The 20,774-nt window shown below is 44.9% G+C and carries 28 protein-coding genes; 5 read left to right on the top strand and 23 right to left on the bottom strand.

The features are described from left to right. Positions 1–12: 12 nt before the first annotated feature. The 17 genes from DW251_RS14275 to DW251_RS14195 form a co-directional block, all read right to left on the bottom strand. A complete protein-coding gene (locus tag DW251_RS14275; RefSeq protein WP_021869812.1) occupies positions 13–924 on the bottom strand; it encodes a polyprenyl synthetase family protein in 912 nt (303 codons plus the stop codon). Continuing rightward, a complete protein-coding gene (gene xseB, locus DW251_RS14270) occupies positions 917–1,150 on the bottom strand; it encodes an exodeoxyribonuclease VII small subunit (protein ID WP_021869811.1) in 234 nt (77 codons plus the stop codon). The genes DW251_RS14275 and xseB overlap by 8 nt, the downstream gene beginning before the upstream one ends. A 2-nt stretch (positions 1,151–1,152) precedes the next feature. Continuing rightward, positions 1,153–2,436 (bottom strand): exodeoxyribonuclease VII large subunit, encoded by a 1,284-nt coding sequence (gene xseA, locus DW251_RS14265; protein WP_118301549.1) that lies wholly within the window; start codon positions 2,434–2,436, stop codon positions 1,153–1,155. Then, entirely contained in the window at positions 2,437–2,928 is a 492-nt protein-coding gene (nusB, locus tag DW251_RS14260; RefSeq protein ID WP_021869809.1) for a transcription antitermination factor NusB, read from the bottom strand. It abuts the gene before it with no gap. Positions 2,929–3,074: 146 nt separating this feature from the next. After that, positions 3,075–3,455 (bottom strand): Asp23/Gls24 family envelope stress response protein, encoded by a 381-nt coding sequence (locus tag DW251_RS14255; RefSeq protein ID WP_021869808.1) that lies wholly within the window; start codon positions 3,453–3,455, stop codon positions 3,075–3,077. Between the two features lie 82 nt (positions 3,456–3,537). Next, positions 3,538–4,341 (bottom strand): SpoIIIAH-like family protein, encoded by an 804-nt coding sequence (locus DW251_RS14250; RefSeq protein ID WP_021869807.1) that lies wholly within the window; start codon positions 4,339–4,341, stop codon positions 3,538–3,540. A gap of 15 nt (positions 4,342–4,356) precedes the next feature. Then, positions 4,357–4,926, bottom strand: a complete 570-nt coding sequence (locus DW251_RS14245; RefSeq protein WP_347474670.1) for a stage III sporulation protein AG — start codon at positions 4,924–4,926, stop codon at positions 4,357–4,359. Continuing rightward, on the bottom strand, positions 4,889–5,614 hold the full coding sequence (locus DW251_RS14240; RefSeq protein ID WP_118301547.1) for a stage III sporulation protein AF: 726 nt from the start codon (positions 5,612–5,614) through the stop codon (positions 4,889–4,891). The genes DW251_RS14245 and DW251_RS14240 overlap by 38 nt, the downstream gene beginning before the upstream one ends. 56 nt (positions 5,615–5,670) lie before the next feature. Next, complete coding sequence (locus tag DW251_RS14235; RefSeq protein WP_021869804.1) at positions 5,671–6,852, bottom strand: stage III sporulation protein AE; 1,182 nt, start codon at positions 6,850–6,852, stop codon at positions 5,671–5,673. 12 nt (positions 6,853–6,864) lie between these two features. Further along, on the bottom strand, positions 6,865–7,251 hold the full coding sequence (locus DW251_RS14230) for a SpoIIIAC/SpoIIIAD family protein (RefSeq protein ID WP_118301546.1): 387 nt from the start codon (positions 7,249–7,251) through the stop codon (positions 6,865–6,867). 13 nt (positions 7,252–7,264) lie between these two features. Continuing rightward, positions 7,265–7,459 carry a stage III sporulation protein AC gene (gene spoIIIAC / locus DW251_RS14225; protein WP_118301545.1) on the bottom strand — a complete coding sequence of 65 codons (195 nt, stop codon included), beginning with the start codon at positions 7,457–7,459 and terminating at the stop codon, positions 7,265–7,267. 15 nt (positions 7,460–7,474) lie between these two features. Next, positions 7,475–8,005, bottom strand: a complete 531-nt coding sequence (locus DW251_RS14220) for a stage III sporulation protein AB (protein WP_118301544.1) — start codon at positions 8,003–8,005, stop codon at positions 7,475–7,477. A gap of 17 nt (positions 8,006–8,022) precedes the next feature. Beyond that, complete coding sequence (gene spoIIIAA / locus DW251_RS14215; protein ID WP_118301543.1) at positions 8,023–9,045, bottom strand: stage III sporulation protein AA; 1,023 nt, start codon at positions 9,043–9,045, stop codon at positions 8,023–8,025. Between the two features lie 204 nt (positions 9,046–9,249). Continuing rightward, positions 9,250–9,729 (bottom strand): 23S rRNA (pseudouridine(1915)-N(3))-methyltransferase RlmH, encoded by a 480-nt coding sequence (rlmH, locus tag DW251_RS14210; RefSeq protein WP_021869800.1) that lies wholly within the window; start codon positions 9,727–9,729, stop codon positions 9,250–9,252. 26 nt (positions 9,730–9,755) lie between these two features. Then, entirely contained in the window at positions 9,756–10,460 is a 705-nt protein-coding gene (locus DW251_RS14205) for a response regulator transcription factor (protein ID WP_021869799.1), read from the bottom strand. Positions 10,461–10,538: 78 nt separating this feature from the next. After that, positions 10,539–11,234: a helix-hairpin-helix domain-containing protein gene (locus DW251_RS14200; RefSeq protein ID WP_243034981.1), complete on the bottom strand. Its 696-nt coding sequence runs from the start codon at positions 11,232–11,234 to the stop codon at positions 10,539–10,541. 113 nt (positions 11,235–11,347) lie between these two features. Continuing rightward, entirely contained in the window at positions 11,348–11,776 is a 429-nt protein-coding gene (locus DW251_RS14195) for a DMT family transporter (protein ID WP_021869797.1), read from the bottom strand. Between the two features lie 158 nt (positions 11,777–11,934). On the opposite strand from DW251_RS14195, the gene DW251_RS14190 reads away from it, so the two are divergent. Together DW251_RS14190 and DW251_RS14185 are read left to right on the top strand one after the other, a co-directional pair. Continuing rightward, on the top strand, positions 11,935–12,717 hold the full coding sequence (locus DW251_RS14190) for a YwaF family protein (RefSeq protein WP_021869796.1): 783 nt from the start codon (positions 11,935–11,937) through the stop codon (positions 12,715–12,717). Positions 12,718–12,738: 21 nt separating this feature from the next. Continuing rightward, on the top strand, positions 12,739–13,167 hold the full coding sequence (locus DW251_RS14185; RefSeq protein WP_021869795.1) for a C-GCAxxG-C-C family protein: 429 nt from the start codon (positions 12,739–12,741) through the stop codon (positions 13,165–13,167). A gap of 56 nt (positions 13,168–13,223) precedes the next feature. Here DW251_RS14185 and DW251_RS14180 read toward each other — a convergent pair whose 3' ends face one another. After that, complete coding sequence (locus DW251_RS14180) at positions 13,224–13,799, bottom strand: DUF5662 family protein (RefSeq protein WP_347474669.1); 576 nt, start codon at positions 13,797–13,799, stop codon at positions 13,224–13,226. Between the two features lie 208 nt (positions 13,800–14,007). On the opposite strand from DW251_RS14180, the gene DW251_RS14175 reads away from it, so the two are divergent. Then, positions 14,008–14,205, top strand: coding sequence for a cold shock domain-containing protein (locus tag DW251_RS14175; protein ID WP_021869793.1), 198 nt, complete (start codon positions 14,008–14,010; stop codon positions 14,203–14,205). A gap of 126 nt (positions 14,206–14,331) precedes the next feature. On the opposite strand, the gene hslO is transcribed toward DW251_RS14175, so the two are convergent. From hslO to DW251_RS14160, 3 genes are all read right to left on the bottom strand, one after another. Further along, the gene (gene hslO / locus DW251_RS14170; RefSeq protein ID WP_118301542.1) at positions 14,332–15,213 is read right to left on the bottom strand and encodes an Hsp33 family molecular chaperone HslO; all 882 of its coding nucleotides are present in this window, start codon (positions 15,211–15,213) and stop codon (positions 14,332–14,334) included. A gap of 94 nt (positions 15,214–15,307) precedes the next feature. Continuing rightward, positions 15,308–16,057, bottom strand: a complete 750-nt coding sequence (locus DW251_RS14165) for a class I SAM-dependent methyltransferase (protein WP_118301541.1) — start codon at positions 16,055–16,057, stop codon at positions 15,308–15,310. A 108-nt stretch (positions 16,058–16,165) separates the two neighbouring features. Continuing rightward, on the bottom strand, positions 16,166–16,675 hold the full coding sequence (locus tag DW251_RS14160; RefSeq protein ID WP_021869790.1) for an SEC-C metal-binding domain-containing protein: 510 nt from the start codon (positions 16,673–16,675) through the stop codon (positions 16,166–16,168). A gap of 770 nt (positions 16,676–17,445) precedes the next feature. Between DW251_RS14160 and DW251_RS14155 the strand changes: the two genes are divergently transcribed. Both DW251_RS14155 and DW251_RS14150 read left to right on the top strand, forming a co-directional pair. Beyond that, entirely contained in the window at positions 17,446–18,138 is a 693-nt protein-coding gene (locus DW251_RS14155; RefSeq protein WP_021869789.1) for a hypothetical protein, read from the top strand. A gap of 27 nt (positions 18,139–18,165) precedes the next feature. Beyond that, positions 18,166–19,176: a GGGtGRT protein gene (locus DW251_RS14150; protein ID WP_021869788.1), complete on the top strand. Its 1,011-nt coding sequence runs from the start codon at positions 18,166–18,168 to the stop codon at positions 19,174–19,176. Between the two features lie 73 nt (positions 19,177–19,249). Here the strand turns inward: DW251_RS14150 and DW251_RS14145 are convergent, their stop codons facing one another. Continuing rightward, on the bottom strand, positions 19,250–20,047 hold the full coding sequence (locus DW251_RS14145; RefSeq protein ID WP_118301540.1) for an aspartate dehydrogenase domain-containing protein: 798 nt from the start codon (positions 20,045–20,047) through the stop codon (positions 19,250–19,252). A gap of 54 nt (positions 20,048–20,101) precedes the next feature. Next, the gene (locus tag DW251_RS14140) at positions 20,102–20,722 is read right to left on the bottom strand and encodes a DUF4317 family protein (protein WP_118301539.1); all 621 of its coding nucleotides are present in this window, start codon (positions 20,720–20,722) and stop codon (positions 20,102–20,104) included. Positions 20,723–20,774 lie beyond the last annotated feature (52 nt).

Here is a 20,774-nt window from a genome sequence, read left to right as displayed (position 1 = left end):
GGTTCTTCCTTTTTATTTCTGACGTTTAATAAGAATACGGATCAAATTCTCCAGGAATTCATTATTTCCAGGCAGTTTGTTTAAATCTTCAATCGCCTGGACAGAAAGAGCTTCTACATCTTTCTTTGCCTTTTCTAAACCTTCCAGAGTCACATAGGTAGTCTTCTGGTTCTTTTCGTCGCTTCCTGCCTCTTTGCCTAAAACTTCCTGGTCTCCGGTCACATCCAGAATATCATCCTGGATCTGGAATGCCAGACCAACCTTGCCTGCAAGGCTTTCTACGATCTTACAGTCTTCTTCTGCAGCGCCGCCTAAAACAGCACCGATGAGCATGGATGCCTCAATAAGGGCACCTGTCTTTAAGCGGTAGATAAAGTCCAGTTTATTCTTCGGGATCGGTCCGCCAGCCAGTTCTACGTCTACTGTCTGTCCGCCGATCATGCCGTAAATACCGGTCTTGGAAGCCAGGATCTCAATGGCACGTCCCACTCTTTTAAGGTCATCTGCATCTGAAACCTCTTTAAATGCCTTCGCTGCTACCTCAAAAGCATAGATCATCAGCGCATCTCCTGCCAGAACGCCCATATCTTCGCCGTATTCAGCCCAGGTACTTGCCTGTCCCCTGCGCATCATATCATCATCCATACATGGAAGATCATCATGTACCAGGGAAGAAGTATGGATCATCTCAATGGCTGCCATAAATGGTACAACTACAGGCTGTACTTCTCCTGTAAATAATCTGCAGATCTCCTGCATAAACAGAGGACGCAGACGCTTGCCACCAGCTTTTACACTGTAGTTCATAGCCTCAAAAATGGTTTTCTGATGGCCCTTTTCTTCCGGCAGATAGCTTTCGATCTGCTCATTGATCTGTTTTGTTCTCTCTTCCAGTTCTTTTCTGAATTCTGTATTATCACTCATTGTCTTCACCCTCACTCAATATTTGGATCTGTTTTTCTACTTTATCGATCTGGCTGCTTAAAGACTTTACAAGTTTCATTCCTGCTTCATACCCTGCAAAGGTCTCTTCCAGTGAATTTTCCCCTGTTTCCAGTTTTTTTATGATCTCTTCCAGTCGGGCGAAATTTTCCTCGATCCCGGCTGTTTTTTCCGGAGCTGCTTCTTCTGCTTTCTTTCTTCCTGCCATATTTATCCCTTTCTCCCCGGTCTGCTGTTTTTCGTATCCGTCACAAGCGCCTTTGCATAACCATCTGCTACATAAATACGGACCGGATCACCGGCTGTTACCTGCTTTACAGATCTTATGGCTTCTCCTGACTCTTTTTGTACGAAACCGTATCCGGCGCTTAACTTCTTTAACGGAGATAAACCTTCTAACTGGCTGGCATCTAACGCCAGACGGTGCTTCTGTAAATTCAGCTTTTCCCTCATGGAATTGTTCAGACGTTCTTCCTGCTTTTCTAACAGTCTTTTGCTTTCTTTTAACGCCTCTTTGATCTTCCGGTCTAATATCTCCTCATAATCTGCCAGACGCTGCCGTCTGTCATTGACCATACGGCCCGGATCCTTTAATTTCAGCTGCATCCGGCACTGTTCCAGGCGGAAACGGGCCCGTTCCAGTTTTCGTTTTGCAGCCTTATCCAAAAGCAATTTATAGGCAGCTACCGTTTCTTCAAACTGTTTATAATCAAAAACTGCCAGCTCTGCCGCCGCCGATGGCGTAGGAGCCCGCAGGTCTGCCACATAATCTGCAATGGTCACATCTGTCTCATGTCCTACAGCGGAGATCACCGGAGTATGACATTCAAATATGGCCCTTGCAACCATTTCTTCATTAAATGCCCACAGGTCTTCTATGGAACCGCCGCCCCGTCCTACGATCAGAACATCCAGTCCCATCTGATCCAGTGTTTTTATTCCCTGGACAATGCTGTATTTTGCCTTCTCCCCCTGAACAAGAGCAGGATAAAGGATCAGCTGTACATAGGGATTTCTTCTGGATGTAATATTCATGATATCCCGGATGGCCGCGCCTGTGGACGCTGTAACGATCCCGATCCGGGTGGCATATTTAGGGATGGGCTGCTTATAGCAGCCATCAAACATACCCATTTCTTCCAGCTCGTCCCTCAGTTTTTCAAAACGAAGGAACAGATCTCCTCTGCCTTCCCTTTTGATCTCCTTTGCATAGAGCTGGTAACGCCCGTCTTTCTCATATACATCCACAGTGCCTGATACGATCACTTCCTGGCCTTCTGCCAGGGTGAAATCCAGGCCCTTTCTCTGTCCTGCAAACATGACGGCGGCAATCTGTGCGCCGCCGTCTTTTAATGTAAAATAAATATGGCCGGATGTATGATATTTGCAGTTGGACACTTCTCCTTTTATAGAGACTCTGTTCAGCGCAAAATCCTGGGTGAACATATTTTTAATATAAGATGTCACCTGAGATACGGTATACACGCTTCCCATTTATGCTTCCTGATCTTCCTTGCTTTCTTCTTTCTTTTCTTCTTTTGGAATGAATTTTGCAAGAACGCCGTTTACAAACGCAGGGGACTCATTTCCGCCAAACTTCTTTGCCAGCTCTACTGCCTCATTGACAGACACCTTCTCAGGAATGGTATCGTCATAAAGCATCTCATATACAGCAAGGCGCAGGATGGTAAGTTCTACCTTTCCCATACGCTTTGTCTTCCAGCCAGCTGCTACTTCGTCGATCTTGGCATCGATCTCTTCTATTTTATCCACTACATCAGCAGTTCTTGTACTGAGATATTCTCTGTCTTTTTCTCCGGCTGCTACTTTATGCACTACCTGAAGGCTGCCGTCTTCTGCTGTATCATCCTCCTCTGGAGACTGAAAATACTGCTGCATCTGTGCTTTGGCTTCTTCACCGGTTGTATAAAAATCCACAGAGAACAGCATTTTAAAACAATGTTCTCTCAATTCTCTTCTGGTCATTTCATTTTTCCTCTTTCTCTTAATTCTTTTCCACTACCTGTGATTATACCAAAGGCGGTGCATAAAAACAACAAAAAATGTACAAAAGGCCCTGCAAGTAAAGAAGCCTCCTTCCATACCTGCAGGGCGCACTTTCGTAAATGCTTTTAGCTTTCTTCCATATTCACGCCAGCGATCTTAATGTTTACATCAAGAACAGTAAGACCGGTCATATTTTCAATGGCGGAACTTACTTTTTCCTGAACCTGCTCGCTGACTGCAGGGATATTATAACCATAACGGATGTTTAAAGACAGATCCACAGATACGTGTTCTTCTGTCACATCCACTTTTACACCCTTGCTTAAATTCTTCATGCCAAGCTTTCCAACCAGTTCGTTGGTGATATTTCCTGCCATGGAATCTACGCCTTCTACTTCGGTAGCAGCAAGACCTGCAATGATCGCTACCACTTCATCTGCGATCTGTACTTCACCGATCTTGTCTTTTTCATATAATTTATGTGTACTGCGACTTTCTTCTGCCAAAATCCTTTACCTCCTGCTCTGTGTGATCATAAAACTGTTACTCATTATTATACCAAATCGCGCAGGATATGTATAGTTCTTTTTAGTCTGCCATATTTAACAGGGTAATGATGATCTGATCGGCTCCTACTTCTGCTTTACGTTTTACAATGTCCTCAATCTGGGCTCTTTCAGGGTCTGTAATAGAGGAAGCATGGATCACCACATCCACTTTATCATCTGTGATACTGACTACAGGATCTGAAAATCCTTTTGCCATAAGCAGCGTTTCTGCGGCGTTTTCCTTTTCCGATATTTCCGTAAGGCGGATCATATCCTGGATCGCCTGCTGCTTGGCTGCTTCATCAATGCTGGTGCTGTTGATCAGGCTCATTAAGGTTTCCTTGTTTTTAGCCCGGATCTGTTCCCTGCTAAGCTGCACTCCTGCTATGTAATCTGCTACGCTCATACCGCTGGTAAGGACTGCTTCCCCCGGATTTTCATAGCCTGCAGGCGCATCATTTCCCGTGGTCTGCTCCTCTGTATCCGCCATACCTGACTGTTCACCGTTCTCACTGCCGGCCTGGGCCAGATCCGTTCCTTCTGTCTGTGCCTCAGCTACCTCTGTATCATTTGGATCATTGTCCAGACTTAAAATGTCCTGGACTGTCTCTGACTGTGCTGCCAGATTTTCTGCCATCAGATCTTCATCTGAAAGCTCCAGGCTTCCCATATCCGCAACCTGTCCCCCTGCTTCCAGATCTCTTTTTCCTGCATAATTCAGATACCCGGCAGCAGCGATCATCACAGCCAATGTAGTGATAATGATCTGGTTTCGCCGAAACAGACGCTTCATCTTTATCTCTTTTACCCGCTCGCCAACCTGCTTCATATTTCTGATCTTCATATGCCGCACTCCTTTTTATTCCACCCGCTTTAACACTTTTATTTTATGCGGTTCCAGTCCAAATAATGCTTCCATAGCCTGGGAAATTTCAGCCTGGACCGACGGCAGATCACCTCCCTGGGCACTGATCACGATACCGGAGATCTGCGGATACAGTTCTTTTTCGATCAAAGGTCCGTTTCCTGTATTCTGGCCTGCAGACTGGGAAAAAACGGTATTTTCTTCTAACTGGCTGCTCACTGCATCCCGTTCTCCGCCGGAAGCGTCTTTTTCTTTGGTGGTACTGGTATTTTCAGACCGGTCTGTGCGGAAAACCTTTTCACCGGAAGAACTTAAAACTACCATTACGTCTACTTTTCCCACTCCTTCCACTGACTTTAAAAGCTGGCTGATCCGATCTTCCAGCTCCTTTTCATAATCCCGGGCCGGTTTTGCCGATGCTGCCTGTACAGGTTCCTGAACTATGTTTTCCTCTGTCTGCTGTCCGTCACCGGAACTGTTTTTCTCCCAGAGTGAAACATTTTCCCCTTTCGTCTGACCTGTCTTTTTACTGCTGCTTCCCGGAAATGGCATAGACAGGATCATCAGGATCACTCCCAACAGAAGCAGAAACAGCCATTTCTCCCTGGTCATCTTCCCACCAAATTTCGATACAAGCTTCTTCCAGTCCATAATACTGCGCCACCTTTCTTTTTAACTGCTGCTCCTGTTTGGACTCAGTGCCTGGTCTTTCCTGCTTTTCTTTGGTTATAACAGGGGGAATTTCCACTTTTACAGATACTTCTTCCCCTGCTTTTTCTTTTACCATTTTCGTTTCTTCGTCCTGTGGTGATGTCATTTTTTCCTCTTTTAAATGTAAAATGATCTTCCTGATCTTTCCGTATTCCCCGCTTTTTTCATCTTTTTCTATTTCCACCTCTGCCTGGCTACAGATAACGCCTTCCGCCTGCATGGTTTCCTGGATCCGCGCTTCCGCTTCTTTTTTATATTCCGCAAGAAATGCACCCATTCTTTCCTGGTCTGCCTTTGAAAGTGCTTTTCCCGCCTGTTCCTTTTCCTGAAAAAAAGAAAATTCTTCAAAAAACCTTCCTGCTTTCTCCTGAAAGTCCAGACCGCCTTTTAAGGGGCTGACTGTGATCAGGATCAGCACGATCCCTGCAAAAAAACGGATATATTTTTCATAAGACGCATCTGCCAGCAAATGACTGATCACAGACAGGAATACCATAAAAAATATAATATTCCTTGCCCATTCTAATAAAATCTCTCCCATACCTTTCCTCTGCCTGTTTTTATGTTTCAGGCTTACTATTTCAGGCTTACTGTTTGTTACGCAGCCAGATAAGTGACATTGGTGCCTGCGCAGGTTATGGCTATGACCAGGATAAACAGGAAAAGGGAATAAAGGGTGATCCTTAAAAGCAGTCCATGGCCTGCCGCCATCCCCTGGATACAGGAAATGATCCTTTTGTCACAAACAGGCTGCAAAAGAGCCGCTGCACCCTGATACATGACCATTAAAACAGCCAGCTTCACAACCGGTACCAACGTGATCACTGCCAGGATCAGGACCGCCGCTGCTCCCAGACTGTTTTTGATCAGTACACTGCTTCCAAACACCAGTCTTGCCGCTGCACCGGTTGCCTGTCCTAACCCCGGTATCATTTCCGCAAATTTCATGATCGCAGATCTGCCTGCACTGTCCGCATAGGGAAGTACCAGTGACTGAAGGATCTGAAGTCCCAGTGTCAGTCCCAGGATACTTCTTAATCCCCAGGATACGATTTTTTCCATTAACTCCGTCATTTTGCTGAAAAATGGCTCTTCCATCATGTGATCTCCCAGTACCAGCAGGCCATACACACGCACAATGGACAGAAATACCTGACGGCACAGCCACTGCACCGCCCAGGCAGCTCCCAGGGCGATCTCATAAAAAGCCGCAGCACTGGTACTTCCCCCTGCAAAGGCCACGCTGATAAAATAGGCCGGCATAAGCAGACGGACAAACTCCAGGATCTGGTCTAATACCTGGGCTGTGATCTGGATACTGGACAGAAAACTTCCTGCCAGACAGGTAAAAATCAGCAGATAGATCATGTAAAAAGCAGTTTCCGGAATCTGGCTGCCTTTAAAAGCGGAAGCTGCATGGGAAAATACCGCCCCGGTCAGCCCTAAAACCGCTACCTGTACTAAAAGGGCCTGTCCCTCCTTTGCCTGGGAAAACAGGGCATCTTCCAGCAGTTTCCCTGCTGTATTTACGATTTCTTTCATGTTTCCCTGAATAATGACCTGCATCAGATCTGTAAGGGAGACCGTTCTTCCCTCTGGCCGCAGCCCATCCAGATATTCCTGGATCCTCTGGATCTCTTCCCCGATCCCCATTTCTTCTTCCAACTGCGCCAGGGGATCCTTTGCAGGTTCTTCCCCAAAAGCCGTCATATGAATGCCTGAAAAAATAAAAAAAAGCAGAAATACTGCCACCAGCCACCTGTTTGCCTGTTTTCTCATTTTTCAGATCCCCTATGTAAGTATCTGGTCCAGTGTGCCAAATAATGCCAGAAGGACCGGCATACTCACTGCCAGGATCGTCAGTTTCCCAAATATTTCGATCTGCTTTCCCAAAGAGGAATATCCGGCGTCTTTACAGATCCCGGAGGCAAATTCTGCACTGTAGGTAATACCGGTCATTTTTAAAAGTGTTATGAGATACACCGGCCGGATCTTTATGTACTGCTCCAACTGCCTGACTGTATCCAGGATCTCTCCCAGCCGCCCTGTACCATAAAAAAGGAAGAAAAGCTGGGCTGCGATCACCACAAAAATACCATACTCTGCCTTTACTCCCTTCATCCACACAGCCAGAAGGACCGCCGCGATCCCGGCTGCCCCCAAAGTCAGCATATTCATAGCCATTCCTCCCTTACAGCAAAAACAGCTGCTTCATGGTTTCAAACAGATCATATATGTACGGGATCATCCAGAACAGCACCATGACCAGCCCCGCCAGACTGGTAAGAAATGCCTGTTCATCTCTTCCGCTGTGTTTTAGTACCTGGCAGATCACAGAAACCAGGATCCCCACTGCTGCTATCCTGAAAATGAGATTTACATCCATAATTACGTTCTACCCCTAAAGCATTACAATCACTAAAAACAGGCTTCCCATCACCCCTAAGACTGTACTGAGCCGGCATTTTTCCCGGATCTCTCCGCGGAGTCTTGAAACAGAAAGTTCCAGCTGTTCCAAATACAAAAGTAACGTCCTCTCCTGCATCTGGGTATCCAGATAGCCCAGCTGTCCCCCTAAAGAAAGGAGTTTTTCCCTGTCCTCTTTTTCCAGAAACAGTGGTTTTCCATTTTTTTCCATTTCTTCTATTGTCTGTTCCCAGATTTTGGAAAATGTCTCTCCGTTATGACAGCCGATCTTTTCTGCAGTCTGTGTAAAAAGTTCTCCCAAAACACCTTTTTCCCGTTTGCCGATGCGCTCAAAGGCTTCCTCTAAAGGTGCATGACTGTAAACGATCTCCCCTTTCAGGCAATAGATCATCCTTCTCAGGTTCTCTAAAGTGCTCAACCGCTTTTTATATCCCCATGCCAGCCATACGCCCATTCCCGAACCTGCAAAAAGGATCAGCAGCCCGCCTGTCCATTTAAGAAACATAGAAATCCTCCTTTCTGTTAAAATGTTCTCCCGGAATACAACCGGTTAAAACCACTGTCATAAACCACTTCCACTTTTCCCCGGCATTCCCGCTTTCTGCTTAAAAACACCAGACGCTCAAAAGTTTTTTCCTCTAAAAGTTCCCGAAAACCGGCTCTTTCTTTTAACTCTTCCAGGGAACTTCCATGAGCCGTTGCTGCCAGGGCGCAGCCGCAGTTTCTTACATATTCTACTGCTTTGATATCTTCTTTTCCGCCGATCTCATCTACTGCCACAACAGCCGGCGCCATGGACCGGATCAGCATCAGCATTCCCTCGCTTTTCGGGCATCCGTCCAGCACATCGGTACGCATCCCCAGATCATTCTGTGGAACGCCCTGATAACAGGCTCCCAGTTCTGACCGCTCATCTGCCACCCCTACGTTTACACCGGCAAAGCTGCATTTTCCTGCTTTCTGGCTGCTTCCATCAGAAACCTGACGGATCAGATCCCTGAGCAATGTTGTTTTTCCACATCCAGGTGGAGAAACAATCAATGTACTCACAAATTTTCCATTTACATATAAAAATGGAAGAACCTGATCTGCACATCCTTTTATCTCATGGGCCACTCTCACATTTAAAAATGATGCTGCTTTAAGTCCCGTGATCTGCCTGTCTTTTAATATCACTCTCCCTGCAACCCCGATCCGGTGACCGCCCCGGACTGTAAAAAAGCCCTGGCGCAGCTCTTCTTCTGCTGCATACAGGGAGAAACCTCCCATGATTTCCAGGGTATCTTTTAATTCTTTTTCCCTTATTTTTTCCAGTTTTTCCCAGTTATCCAGTTTTCCTGAGGATCCCAGTTCTGTCAGATCTCCAGAACCCGTAATTCCCATTTCCTTTCCTGCTATGCGAAAGAGAATGGGCTGACCGCAGCGCATGCGGATCTCTTCTAACCGGGCAAAATCCAGGGGAAGTGCTTCTAATATCTGTCTGAGCCTTACAGGAAACAAATTTACGATCTCCTGCTTTAATCCCTTTTCTGTTTTTGCTGCCATTTTTCTGTACCTCTAACTCCAGTATATGAGGACAACATGATTTTATGACATGCTGTCTGGAACAAAGGTAAATAAATCGCTTGCATTGGATCGCGCCAAACTGCCTCATCATTGCACAAAAAGGCAGCTGCCAAAGTGAATTTTACTATTTCACTGTAGCAACTGCCTTTTTATGGTGCTGTCACCTTTAGGTAACATATTCTTTTACTTGTGATAGGGTTCTCCTGCTATGATCTTAAATCCTCTGTAGATCTGCTCCAAAAGTATCACCCGCATCAGCTGGTGCGGAAATGTCATTTTTGAGAAACTGAGGGCATAATCTGCCCGGTCCATCACCTCTTTGGAAAGTCCCAGGGATCCACCGATGACAAATACCAGATGGCCTTTGCCTTCTACTCCCAGTTTTTGTATCTTTCCTGCCAGTTCCTCACTGGAAAGCATTTTTCCTTCTATTGCCAGTGCCAGCACATAAGCACCGTCTTTGATCTGGGCCAGGATCCTCTGCCCCTCTTTTTCCCGGATCTGCCGCTCCACATTTTCACTGGCCCCATCCGGCGTCTTTTCATCTGCCACCTGAATGATCTCCAGCTTGCAATATCTTCCCAAACGCTTACTGTATTCAGCAATGGCATCCTCAAAAAAACGTTCTTTTATTTTTCCTACTGTAACTAATGTAATCTTCACTGACTTTCTTTTCCTTCTGTTTTTCCTTATTTCGCCTGGAAATAATAACCAACGCCCCATTTTGTATGTACAAACTTAGGGTCACTTGGACTTGGTTCGATCTTTTCACGAAGCCGTCTTACATGAACATCCACAGTTCTTACATCTCCGCTGTCCATAGCCTTATTTCCCCATACATAATTAAGGAGGGCTTCACGGCTGTATACTTTATTTGGATTGCGCACTAAAAGTTCCAACAGATCAAATTCTTTTGCTGTAAGATTGATCTCTTTTTCACCGATAAACACTCTTCTTCCTTCTGTGTCCATCTTCAGGTCGCCGGAACCAATGTAAGTATTGGCCTGTTCTTCCTTTTTCTGGCGTTTTGCCTTCATGCTGCGACGGATAATGGCACGGATCCTTGCCTTTACTTCCAGGATATTAAAGGGCTTGCTGATATAATCATCTGCCCCGTATTCCAGTCCCAGGATCTTATCCATATCACTGCCCTTTGCAGTCAGCATGATCACCGGCATATCTGAAAATTCACGGATCGCCTGACACACTTCAAATCCATCGTGCTTGGGAAGCATTACATCTAACAGTACAATATCATATTCTGTCTTTTTTGCCATTTCAATGGCTTCTTCTCCGTCATAGGCGCAGTCTACCTCATAGCCATCCTGTTCCAGACTGAACCGGATCCCTTTTACGATCAGTTTTTCATCATCTACTACTAATACCCGTGCCATTTTTCAGCTCCCCTTTATCTATATCTATCTCTTTATCGTCACTGTCCATGCACCGCAAGCCAGCAACCGCTCTATCAACTATACAGTAATATCATCTTTGATCTTATTAAAAGCGCTTTCCTTAATCCCGGACACTTTCATCACATCTTCGATTCTCTCAAAGCTGCCAATTTCTTCCCTGTAACGTATGATCGCCTCTGCCCGTGACTGGCCGATCCCAGTTAATGTCATCAGTTCTTTCACATCGGCCCTGTTTAAATTCACCTTTCCGGAACTTTTCCGGTCAGAAACACTTGCAGATGAACCAGGATCAAAAACAGCGCCCTGTTCTATCATCTGGGCTGCCTGGGCCAGATCCGGTACCATGATCCTCATACCATCTTCCAGCACAGCCGCCATATTCATGGCATCACCGGCACCTTCTTCCAACATTCCACCTGCCTTATCAATGGCTTCATAGACTCTGCTGCCTTCCTGCATCTGGTAAACGCCTGGATATTTTACGTGACCGCATACATGAACGTAGATTGTAGATCCCAATCTTGTTTCTGCTGTTTCCTGGGGTTCAGCTGTTTCCGGTAATGTTTCTCCTGCTTCTGACTGTTCTGCATCATCTGCATGTTCCAGGTTTTCACTGCTTTCAGCCACGGTTTCAAGCAGGATCTCATCCTGTTCTTCTTTCAGATTTCCTGTGCAACCGCCACAGACAAACACAGCTGCAGCCAGGGCCGCAGCTATCTGCTTTTTCTTCTTCAAAGATAATGTTCTCTTCAACGATATTCCTCCATGGAATACCATCTCAGCCTGCTATTACTATTCTATCGGAAAGGCAATTTAAATACAAGCGGTAATTCTAACATTTTCCCGTCTTTTTTTGACTTTTCGCTTTATCTCTGAAAAATAATGATCCCTGCCACAGCAACAGCTGCTCCTAAAAGTTTATGCCATTCAAAAGGCATTTTTTCTGTGCCAAACCATCCAAACAGCTGGATCACATATGCTGTGATGATCTGTGCCACTACGATGAGAAGGGCAGTCTGTGCCGGTCCTAAAGACTGCATGCTGCGGATCACTGTATAGGTGATCACCGCCCCTATGATACCGCCGGAAAGAAGGTAGATGGGAGAAACCGAAAAGAGTCCCCGCACCGGCGGTCTCCCAGTAAAAAACCATATAACAACACAGGCAATCAAGGCTGTTGCCTGGACCCAGCCGGAAGCCACCCACACGCTGGTCTGTTTTGTCACACCTGTATTAAATACGCCCTGTACGCTCATCAATGCACCGGATAAAAGCGCTGTTACTATCCCTGCCATTTTTTGCCCTCCTGGAATTTTCCCATACTGTATCCAATCTTTTTTCTCTTTCTTAGACTGCGCAGGCTTCCCTCTTTTTATTCTCCCTTCATGGACAATCTCACCTGAATGTTGTATAATCTTTAACGAGATATACAATTTCAGAAGGTGGTTTTTATATGGCTGAAGCTTTTTTTCAGGCAACCGCCTGGACCATGGATACTCCTAAGCCCTATGGGGCTTTTCATCTGGTCCTGACCGTCCTTGGTGTATCCTTAAGCATTTTTCTTGCCCGGAAGTTCTCTTTTCCGGAAAGAAAAGCCGGACCGGATACCATTCTTTTTTTATGCGGCTTATTTTTAGGGCTGACAGAATTATATAAACAGGGATTTATCTATTATATAGAAAATGGCAGAACCTATGACTGGTGGTATTTTCCATTCCAGCTGTGCAGTGTTCCCATGTACCTTGGACTTTTCATTCCCATGGTTCCTGCCCGAATAAGAAATGTCTTTTACCTTTTTATCCAGGATTTCGGTCTTCTTGGCGGGATCATGGCACTGGCTGAACCCAGCGGACTGATGCATCCTTACTGGACCATGACCGTCCACGGCTTTTTATGGCATTTCAACCTTATTTTTATGGGGCTTATCTGTGCATTTTATAACCTGAAAACAGAAACGCCAAAAAGCTATCTGCATACGATCCCGTTGTTTCTTTTCTGTACTGCCATTGCCACAGCTGTAAATGTATTATCCCATCCTTACGGCAATGCGGATATGTTTTACATCAGTCCCTATTATCCAAACGGGCAGATCGTCTTTCACCAGATCTCCCTGGTGATCGGAACATTTGCAGGAAACTGTCTTTACCTTGCCAGTGTTCTTCTTGGCGGTTTTATCATTCATATAAGCTGCCTGGAAATAGGACAACATTATTTTACAAAAATTTCCAAATTTTAATTTTAAAAGGAGAATTTGATTATGTCAGAGATCACAAAAGAGTCAAGAGCCGACAGAGCCATTGCCTGTCACAACAAAGGTTACAACTGCGCACAGTCTGTAGCTTTCGCATTTTTAGATAAGGTAGATATTGACCCGGAGACCCTGTTTAAAGTAACTGAGGGCCTTGGCCTTGGAATGGGCGGTATGGAAGGAACCTGTGGCGCTATCTCCGCAGCAGCCGTTTTAGCCGGTTTAAAGATCAGCACTGCAGACCTGGAAAAGCCAAACTCCAAGGGAACTTCCTATAAGGCATCCAAAGCCTGCATCGCAGCTTTCAAGGAGAAAAACTCCACCATCGTATGCCGTGAATTAAAGGGCGTAGACACCGGAAAAGTCCTCCGCGCATGTCCGGACTGCATCCGTGATGCGGTTGCCATTATCGAAGAGAACCTGTTTCCGGAAGAGTAAGCAGTCCAAAACAGCTTAAAACACAACAAAATAAGCACGAAAAAGGGAAGCCTGTTTTAATAGCTTCCCTTTTTTAACAGCTTACGGATATAGGCATAAGCACTCTCTTCCCCTTCATCCTTTAAGATAGTAAGGAGCTTTTCCAAAAGCGCCCTGGTCTCCGGGTGAATGGTAATGTATTTCTTTGTAAATTCATAGTATTCCATAGGTGCTGCGCTGGTGTAATTCTTCCCACGGTACACCTCGCAGGCTGCGATCCGGTCGCAGAGCATCTCTGCCACATAGTTCACCGGCATCTTATTCCCCACCAGACCTTCTTCTTTATTTAAAGAAACATCGATCCAATATTCAAAATGATGCTTGTTCCGTCCCTTGTGATGAAGCCAGGCTTTGGAAAAACCAATCGCCTCACGTTCTGCCGCATTAGGGCTCCGGTCCCCCTGGTAATAACGGACTCCTGTCCAGAACTCTTCCGGACTGTACTTTGACAGGTCATGTGTCAGTCCCTGCCAGTATAATCCGATCTTAAAGCAGTGCTTACACACTAACAGACGGTGTCTGGTAATGGTACAGAAATGTTTTACAATATTGACCAGCTTTATTTTCGGCATTTTCATTTCATTTTCAGGCATTTCTAAATCCTCTCTAACTCAAAAAAACTCTCAATTAAACATTGTTAAATTTTTTCTTTGCCTATTGTACCAGAACTTTTTCTTCCTCTCAATACTTATTTTCTTAGGCACAAAAGGTTTGACACCGCCCTTAATTTGTGATATTCTAGTCACAGTTGCGAAATTACTTGCAACTCAACATTTTTTTATATTTTTTGGAGGTATCGTAATGAAAGGTACAGTTAAGTGGTTCAACAACCAGAAGGGTTACGGATTCATTTCTGACGAGCAGGGCAACGATGTATTCGTACACTACTCAGGTCTGAACATGGAAGGCTTCAAGTCTTTAGACGAAGGCGCAGAAGTTGAGTTCGACGTAGTAAATGGTGCTAAGGGACCTCAGGCTACTAACGTAACCAAATTATAATCAATGAACAACAGTGTACCTTTTTCAAACATATATCAAATTGATAGATAGTTGAAGTAAGTTATACGTGAATTTCAAATGATTACAAAGGAGCCAGTCGCATGACTGGCTCCTTTTGTGTGTATTTTATCTTCTTGCCTTTTCCAGGATCTCTTTTAATTCCTCTACATCAAAGGTATAATTTTTGTTGCAGAAATGGCAGTTTACCTCGATCGGCTTACCGTCATCGATCATTTCCTGGATGTCTTTCTTTCCAACGCTGATCAGAGCTCTCTCAATACGGCTTTTGTCGCAGTTACATGTAAACTTAGCAGGAAGTTTTTCATTGATCTCCAGTCCTAAGTCTCCTAAAATGTACTGTAAGATTGTCTCCGGTGTATTTCCCACATCTAATAATGTAGTAATAGAGTGGATCTCTTTGATTTTCTCTTCCAGAGCAGAGATAACTGCCTCAGAAGCACCTGGCATCAGCTGGATGATAAATCCGCCTGCCTGACGGACCGTATTATCCTTATTCATCAGAACGCCCAGTGCCACAGAAGAAGGGGTCTGTTCAGAGGTTGCATAATAATATGTTAAATCCTCTGCGATCTCTCCTGATACCAGAATGGTCTGTCCCACATAAGGCTCTTTTAAGCCGATATCCTTGATCACGCTTAAAACGCCTACGCCTAAGGCACCGCCTACATCCAGTTTGCCTTTATCATTTGGCGGAAGCATGACCCCCGGATTAAAAGCATAACCTTTTACTTCTCCATGAGAGTCAGCGGTAACAACCAGACCACCAATAGGGCCATCGCCCTGGATCTTTATGGTAAGAAGGTCATCTGCTCCCTTCATGTCATAGCCCATCATCACAGCTGCTGTCATTAATCTTCCCAGCGCTGCTGTTGCTACCGGACTTGTATTGTGAGCCTGTCTTGCAGTCTCAGTCAGATCTCTGGTAGTTGCCGCAAAGGCACGGATCTGACCTTCTGCCGCAGTGGCTCTGATCACATAATCTGCCATATTGTTCTCTCCTTGTTATTTTTATACCCGCAGTCCCGTGCTATCGCAGTTTACTGTCTGCTTACGCAGGCTGACTGCTCGTTAATGGTCCTTCTTATTTCCCACACTCGCGGAAAACAAGATAAATTCTTTCACTGTCATCCTTTACAGATTCCCTGGTAAACGCATCATAGGCGGCCACAAAATCCATTCCCGCCTCTTTTGCTGCCTCTTTCACCTCATCCAAAGAATAGCATCTCTGATAATGAGTCTCCTCAAACTTGCGGAACAGCTCCCCTTCTTTAATAAATAAAGTCAGGTCATATTCATTGATCCGCTCCTCTTCATCATAGAAATTCTCCCAGATAAAGCTGCTTTCTTCTCTGTTTTCCGCAAAAGTACCATCTGCTAAAAGATGGGTGTACTTATATTCTGTATTCATGTCAAAAATAAAGATACCTGACGGATCCAGATAATTATTTACCAGTTTAAATACCTGTACCAGGTCCTCTTTTTCCAGGATATAGTTCATGGAATCGCAGATACTCACTGCCGCTTTTACTGTACCGTAAAGCTCAAATTCCCGCATATCCTGTAAAAGATACAGGATATCCAGTCCCGATCTGCTCCGCTTATCCATGGCGATCTCCAGCATGTCCTCGGAATTGTCCACGCCGATCATGTCATATCCGGCCTTTGCTAAAAGCTCAGTGATGCTTCCAGTGCCGCAGCCCAGATCCAGAACCAGTCCGTCTTTTACTCCATATTCATTTAACAGGCTTTTTAAATAATCTGCCCATTCTCCATAAGGAATATTATCCTGAAACAGATCATAGACCTGCGCAAAGCTTGTATATGCTTCCATTTTCTTCTCCCATTAAAATATTACATTTTCTCCGAACCAGCAGGATCTGGACTGTAACATTAAAATACCTGCCCGGAAGAGTCCGGACAGGCGCACATTTCAGATTGCTTAAGCGTTCTTACCGCAGCATTTTTTGTACTTCTTGCCGCTTCCACATGGACACGGATCATTTGGGAAGATCTTCTTTGCCTTGCGAACAGTACCGGAAGCCTTCTGGCTCTTGTACAGTTCTTTACGCTTTTCTGGAGTCAGGATCGCATCCCACTGTGGAAGTTCATACAGCCAGGTAGCCTTAGCTTCTACCATGTTGTAGTACAGCTTCTCAGGATCGATCTCGATCTTAACTTCGGTATCTTCTTCCATAGTATCGATTGGGTTCTCATATCCCTTTAAGCTTTCATTGATACCATCTAAAAATCCGGTCATGATCAGGATCTCAGTGTTATACTTCTCAGCCAGTTCCTTTACAGTACCTGTGATTACCTGCTCAGGCTGGGAAAGGATCTGCTCATAAATTCCCTTCTCGATCTGGAAATATCCGGACCACAGCTCTTCTCTTTTTTTATCATCCAGGCCGTCACCATATGCCAGATTTCTCCATGTTTCTAATAATGCCATAGTAAAACCATCCTTATTTGTATATTTAGCGGATACATCGCTAAAGACATACTGCCGCTATCGTAATATGTAGTATATAACAAAACCTCAGATTTTTCAAATATTTTTCATCTATCTTTTATAACTCTTTCTATCGTTTTTTGTAAGAAATATTACAATTCATTACGTTTCTATGACTTCCATTGCATTTTAAACCGGGTCATGGTATATTTTAAACCAGTCAGAGATGACGCGGGCCCGGAAGTACCTGCTACGCAGAGTACTCCGGGCCATCCCCCTTTTTACAGACATTTTTACACATTTCTTCATTTTCCACGATCTTATTTCCACTACTTCTACTTCTCTTACGTTCCCTTTCCCAGGTTATTCCACCCTTGTATTTTTTTATTTAGAGTTTTATAATAAGGAAGTCGCCAGTTCTGGGAGGAGTGCGGTTTCGCCCGTATCGGAGGTGTCCGGTCTCACACTGATTATCCCGGGAACACGCTCCGGCTGGAGATAAAGAACTGCTGTAAAATGAATTTTTCACTTTATAGCAGTCTTTTTTATACCCATTTTCCTGTTATCCTGTATTTTTTTTAGTACATTTACATGAAAAACTTGTTTCTCACATGAGAAAATTTTGCTTGTAAAATGTCATATTATGTGAGAAAATGAACATAGGTGTGCCGTGATAATTTTAACAAAGGCATCCGGTTTAAACAAACGGACATGTCTGTTCCTACAGACACAACCAATCATACAAGTATCTTTGAAAGGAGTTTTAACACATGATTTATTCACAGGAAGTAGAAGAAATGTGCAAAGTTGCACAGGGCGTTCATCATGGCGCTGCTCCAATCCCAGAAGAAGCAAAATGGGTAAAATCAAAGGAGATCAAAGACATTTCCGGTCTGACACACGGTGTAGGCTGGTGTGCTCCACAGCAGGGTGCCTGTAAGCTGACCCTGAACGTAAAAGAAGGTATCATCCAGGAGGCTCTGGTAGAGACCATCGGATGTTCAGGTATGACTCACTCCGCAGCTATGGCAGCTGAGATCCTTCCAGGTTTAACTGTTCTGGAAGCATTAAATACTGACCTTGTATGTGATGCGATCAATACCGCTATGAGAGAGCTGTTCTTACAGATCGTTTACGGAAGAACTCAGAGTGCATTCTCTGAAGACGGACTTCCTGTAGGTGCTGGTCTGGAAGACCTTGGAAAGGGACTGCGTTCTCAGGTTGGTACTATGTACGGAACTCTTAAGAAAGGTCCACGTTATCTGGAAATGGCAGAAGGCTATGTAACCGGTATTGCATTAGACGCTGATGATCAGATCATCGGATACCAGTTCGTAAACCTTGGCAAGATGACCGATTTCATCAAGAAGGGTGATGATCCTACTACTGCATGGGAAAAGGCTAAAGGACAGTACGGCCGTGTTGCTGACGCTGTTAAGATCGTTGACCCACGTAAAGAATGATGAGGACCAATTAGGAGGATTAAGAAGATGGCATTATTTGAATCATATGAGAGAAGAATTGATAAGATCAATTCTGTATTAAACAGCTATGGCATTGCTTCTATCGAAGAAGCTGAGAAGATCACAAAAGATGCAGGCCTGGACGTTTATGCTCAGGTTAAGAAGATCCAGCCTATTTGCTTCGAGAACGCTTGCTGGGCTTACACTGTAGGTGCTGCTATCGCTATCAAGAAGGGCTGCAAGAGAGCTGCTGACGCTGCTGCAGCAATCGGCGAAGGTCTTCAGGCATTCTGTATTCCAGGTTCTGTTGCTGACCAGCGTAAGGTTGGTTTAGGACATGGTAATCTGGGCAAGATGCTTCTGGAAGAAGATACTGACTGCTTCTGCTTCTTAGCAGGACATGAGTCTTTCGCAGCTGCTGAAGGTGCGATCGGTATCGCTGAGAAGGCTAACAAAGTTCGTCAGAAACCTCTGCGCGTTATCTTAAACGGTTTAGGAAAAGACGCTGCTCAGATCATCTCCCGTATCAACGGATTTACATATGTTGAAACTGAGATGGATTACTACACAGGCGAAGTAAAAGAACTGTGGAGAAAGTCCTACTCTGACGGCTTAAGAGCAAAAGTAAACTGCTACGGCGCTAACGACGTAACAGAAGGTGTTGCTATCATGTGGAAGGAAGGCGTTGACGTTTCCATCACCGGTAACTCCACCAACCCAACCAGATTCCAGCATCCTGTAGCTGGTACCTACAAGAAAGAATGCATCGAAAAAGGCAAAAAGTACTTCTCCGTAGCTTCCGGCGGCGGTACAGGACGTACTCTTCACCCAGACAACATGGCTGCAGGTCCTGCTTCCTACGGTATGACCGATACCATGGGACGTATGCACTCTGACGCACAGTTCGCTGGTTCCTCTTCCGTTCCTGCTCACGTAGAAATGATGGGTCTGATCGGTATGGGTAACAACCCTATGGTAGGCGCTACTGTTGCAGTTGCTGTTTCCATCGAGGAAGCTGCAAAGGCTGGCAAGTTCTAAGAAATGGCTTAAAATAAGGTTTTTAAAAGGGAAGCTGATGCAATGTCAGCTTCCCTATTTCTATTCCTGTTATTTAGAATACGATCGGTGAAACCAGATTTCGCAGCACTGCCACAACGCTCCATCCCGCAATAGCACTGGTACTGGAATAAATATCCAGCTCTGCCTTTACTCCCGGTATCTGGGCTGTAATCTTGTGGTCATCTCCTACCATTTCCGGGACACTGAAAATGCTCATATCTACATTTTCCGGGCCAGAGGATGCTAAAGATGCTGCAATTGCTACATTTACCTTAGTAGGCAAAATAGAAATGGCTTCCTTTGCGCTTCCGTGAAATACCTGCTTTTCTTCTTTATCTGTCATAAGGCTTTCTTCAAACAGCGGGGTTCCGGAAAGGGATTTCGGGCCCTTTTTTGTACGGAAAGAAGTCTGTGCCTGTCCCATAAGAGAGATGGTCCGCAGTACATCAAAACCGCCGATGGCACCGGAAGCAATGTGGATCTTTCTTCCATTTTCTTTTGCACATTCACTGATCTCTCTGTAAAATGTTTCATCTGCCAGCGCACCAATAGATAACAGGATCATATCTGCCCCGCCGGACAATATTTTCATACCATAATCCTGGACAGCCTTAACAGAAGCTGCCTCTGCCACATAATCCGGCTTGTCTTCCAGCAGTTCTTCTAAAGTGCTGCATGGACGGCAGCCGCCTTTTTCTGCCAGTGCTTCTGTCTTTTCCTTTGTCCGTCCCAATATACCGGTCAGCTCATATTCCTCTAAAAGTCCCTTATTATAAGTCTCTACAATGATCCCCGCCAGAAATCCATTTCCTAAAACAGCCAGTTTTTTCTTTGTTGTAACCTTTGTCATTTTCCCCTTCTCCTTTTAACATAAAATTCATCTCTTATTATCCAGCATCAACTCTTACTGAAATAACCATTCCATCCATTCCCGGTGCGCCCGTTCCGGCAGCTTCTCATACACATTTACAAACTCCCAGCCTGTACTCCGGTCCTTAAAAGCCGGATACAAAAATCCAAACTCCGGTGCCCCAGGCTCATATTCACCTGTCAACGGACTGATAACGCACAACAGATATGAATAAACCTCCTCAGAGCCTTCCATCCACTCCTTATCCGTTCCCTTTACCGGCACATCATACTGACCATAATACATAAAGCAGGAAAATGGATATCCCGGATGATATTTCTCTCCCAGAACCTCGTAAAACAGATCCATATACCCGTCATTCTTCATTTCTGACTCTTTTACACCATCAAGCAGCTGCCATACACTTCCCGGCTTTCCCATCTCTTTTGTAATTCTGTATTCCTTCAACTGCTCATTTGTCTTAGAGATCAGCACCGTTTTCGCCATATTTAAATTTCTTGTGCGCTCACTGGCTGACAGCTTCAGAAAATTCGTATTAAATGTGCCATCCACATAGCCTTCTTCATCAAAATAGGCCCCTGCGATCCGGCCTACGGAAGCTCTGGCCGGTGTCATACGCCTGGTCAGCTCCAGCATGTCATCTCTGTTTATCATGCTCTTTACACCCTCCTGTTTTATATCATATACTCTCGGATTCTTTCCTGTA

This window comes from Clostridium sp. AM22-11AC, from assembly GCF_003473545.1.
GTDB lineage: Bacteria > Bacillota > Clostridia > Lachnospirales > Lachnospiraceae > Enterocloster.
This window is presented reverse-complemented; position numbering and strand designations above follow the sequence as displayed.

Coding starts and splice junctions, on each gene's coding strand:
- DW251_RS14275 (WP_021869812.1), bottom strand. CDS start 924: ATGAGTGATAATACAGAATTCAGAAAAGAACTGGAAGAGAGAACAAAA.
- xseB (WP_021869811.1), bottom strand. CDS start 1,150: ATGGCAGGAAGAAAGAAAGCAGAAGAAGCAGCTCCGGAAAAAACAGCC.
- xseA (WP_118301549.1), bottom strand. CDS start 2,436: ATGGGAAGCGTGTATACCGTATCTCAGGTGACATCTTATATTAAAAAT.
- nusB (WP_021869809.1), bottom strand. CDS start 2,928: ATGACCAGAAGAGAATTGAGAGAACATTGTTTTAAAATGCTGTTCTCT.
- DW251_RS14250 (WP_021869807.1), bottom strand. CDS start 4,341: ATGAAGATCAGAAATATGAAGCAGGTTGGCGAGCGGGTAAAAGAGATA.
- DW251_RS14245 (WP_347474670.1), bottom strand. CDS start 4,926: ATGATCCTGTCTATGCCATTTCCGGGAAGCAGCAGTAAAAAGACAGGT.
- DW251_RS14240 (WP_118301547.1), bottom strand. CDS start 5,614: ATGGGAGAGATTTTATTAGAATGGGCAAGGAATATTATATTTTTTATG.
- DW251_RS14235 (WP_021869804.1), bottom strand. CDS start 6,852: ATGAGAAAACAGGCAAACAGGTGGCTGGTGGCAGTATTTCTGCTTTTT.
- DW251_RS14230 (WP_118301546.1), bottom strand. CDS start 7,251: ATGAATATGCTGACTTTGGGGGCAGCCGGGATCGCGGCGGTCCTTCTG.
- spoIIIAC (WP_118301545.1), bottom strand. CDS start 7,459: ATGGATGTAAATCTCATTTTCAGGATAGCAGCAGTGGGGATCCTGGTT.
- DW251_RS14220 (WP_118301544.1), bottom strand. CDS start 8,005: ATGTTTCTTAAATGGACAGGCGGGCTGCTGATCCTTTTTGCAGGTTCG.
- spoIIIAA (WP_118301543.1), bottom strand. CDS start 9,045: ATGGCAGCAAAAACAGAAAAGGGATTAAAGCAGGAGATCGTAAATTTG.
- DW251_RS14205 (WP_021869799.1), bottom strand. CDS start 10,460: ATGGCACGGGTATTAGTAGTAGATGATGAAAAACTGATCGTAAAAGGG.
- DW251_RS14195 (WP_021869797.1), bottom strand. CDS start 11,776: ATGGCAGGGATAGTAACAGCGCTTTTATCCGGTGCATTGATGAGCGTA.
- DW251_RS14190 (WP_021869796.1), top strand. CDS start 11,935: ATGGCTGAAGCTTTTTTTCAGGCAACCGCCTGGACCATGGATACTCCT.
- DW251_RS14185 (WP_021869795.1), top strand. CDS start 12,739: ATGTCAGAGATCACAAAAGAGTCAAGAGCCGACAGAGCCATTGCCTGT.
- DW251_RS14180 (WP_347474669.1), bottom strand. CDS start 13,799: ATGCCTGAAAATGAAATGAAAATGCCGAAAATAAAGCTGGTCAATATT.
- DW251_RS14175 (WP_021869793.1), top strand. CDS start 14,008: ATGAAAGGTACAGTTAAGTGGTTCAACAACCAGAAGGGTTACGGATTC.
- hslO (WP_118301542.1), bottom strand. CDS start 15,213: ATGGCAGATTATGTGATCAGAGCCACTGCGGCAGAAGGTCAGATCCGT.
- DW251_RS14165 (WP_118301541.1), bottom strand. CDS start 16,057: ATGGAAGCATATACAAGCTTTGCGCAGGTCTATGATCTGTTTCAGGAT.
- DW251_RS14160 (WP_021869790.1), bottom strand. CDS start 16,675: ATGGCATTATTAGAAACATGGAGAAATCTGGCATATGGTGACGGCCTG.
- DW251_RS14155 (WP_021869789.1), top strand. CDS start 17,446: ATGATTTATTCACAGGAAGTAGAAGAAATGTGCAAAGTTGCACAGGGC.
- DW251_RS14150 (WP_021869788.1), top strand. CDS start 18,166: ATGGCATTATTTGAATCATATGAGAGAAGAATTGATAAGATCAATTCT.
- DW251_RS14145 (WP_118301540.1), bottom strand. CDS start 20,047: ATGACAAAGGTTACAACAAAGAAAAAACTGGCTGTTTTAGGAAATGGA.
- DW251_RS14140 (WP_118301539.1), bottom strand. CDS start 20,722: ATGATAAACAGAGATGACATGCTGGAGCTGACCAGGCGTATGACACCG.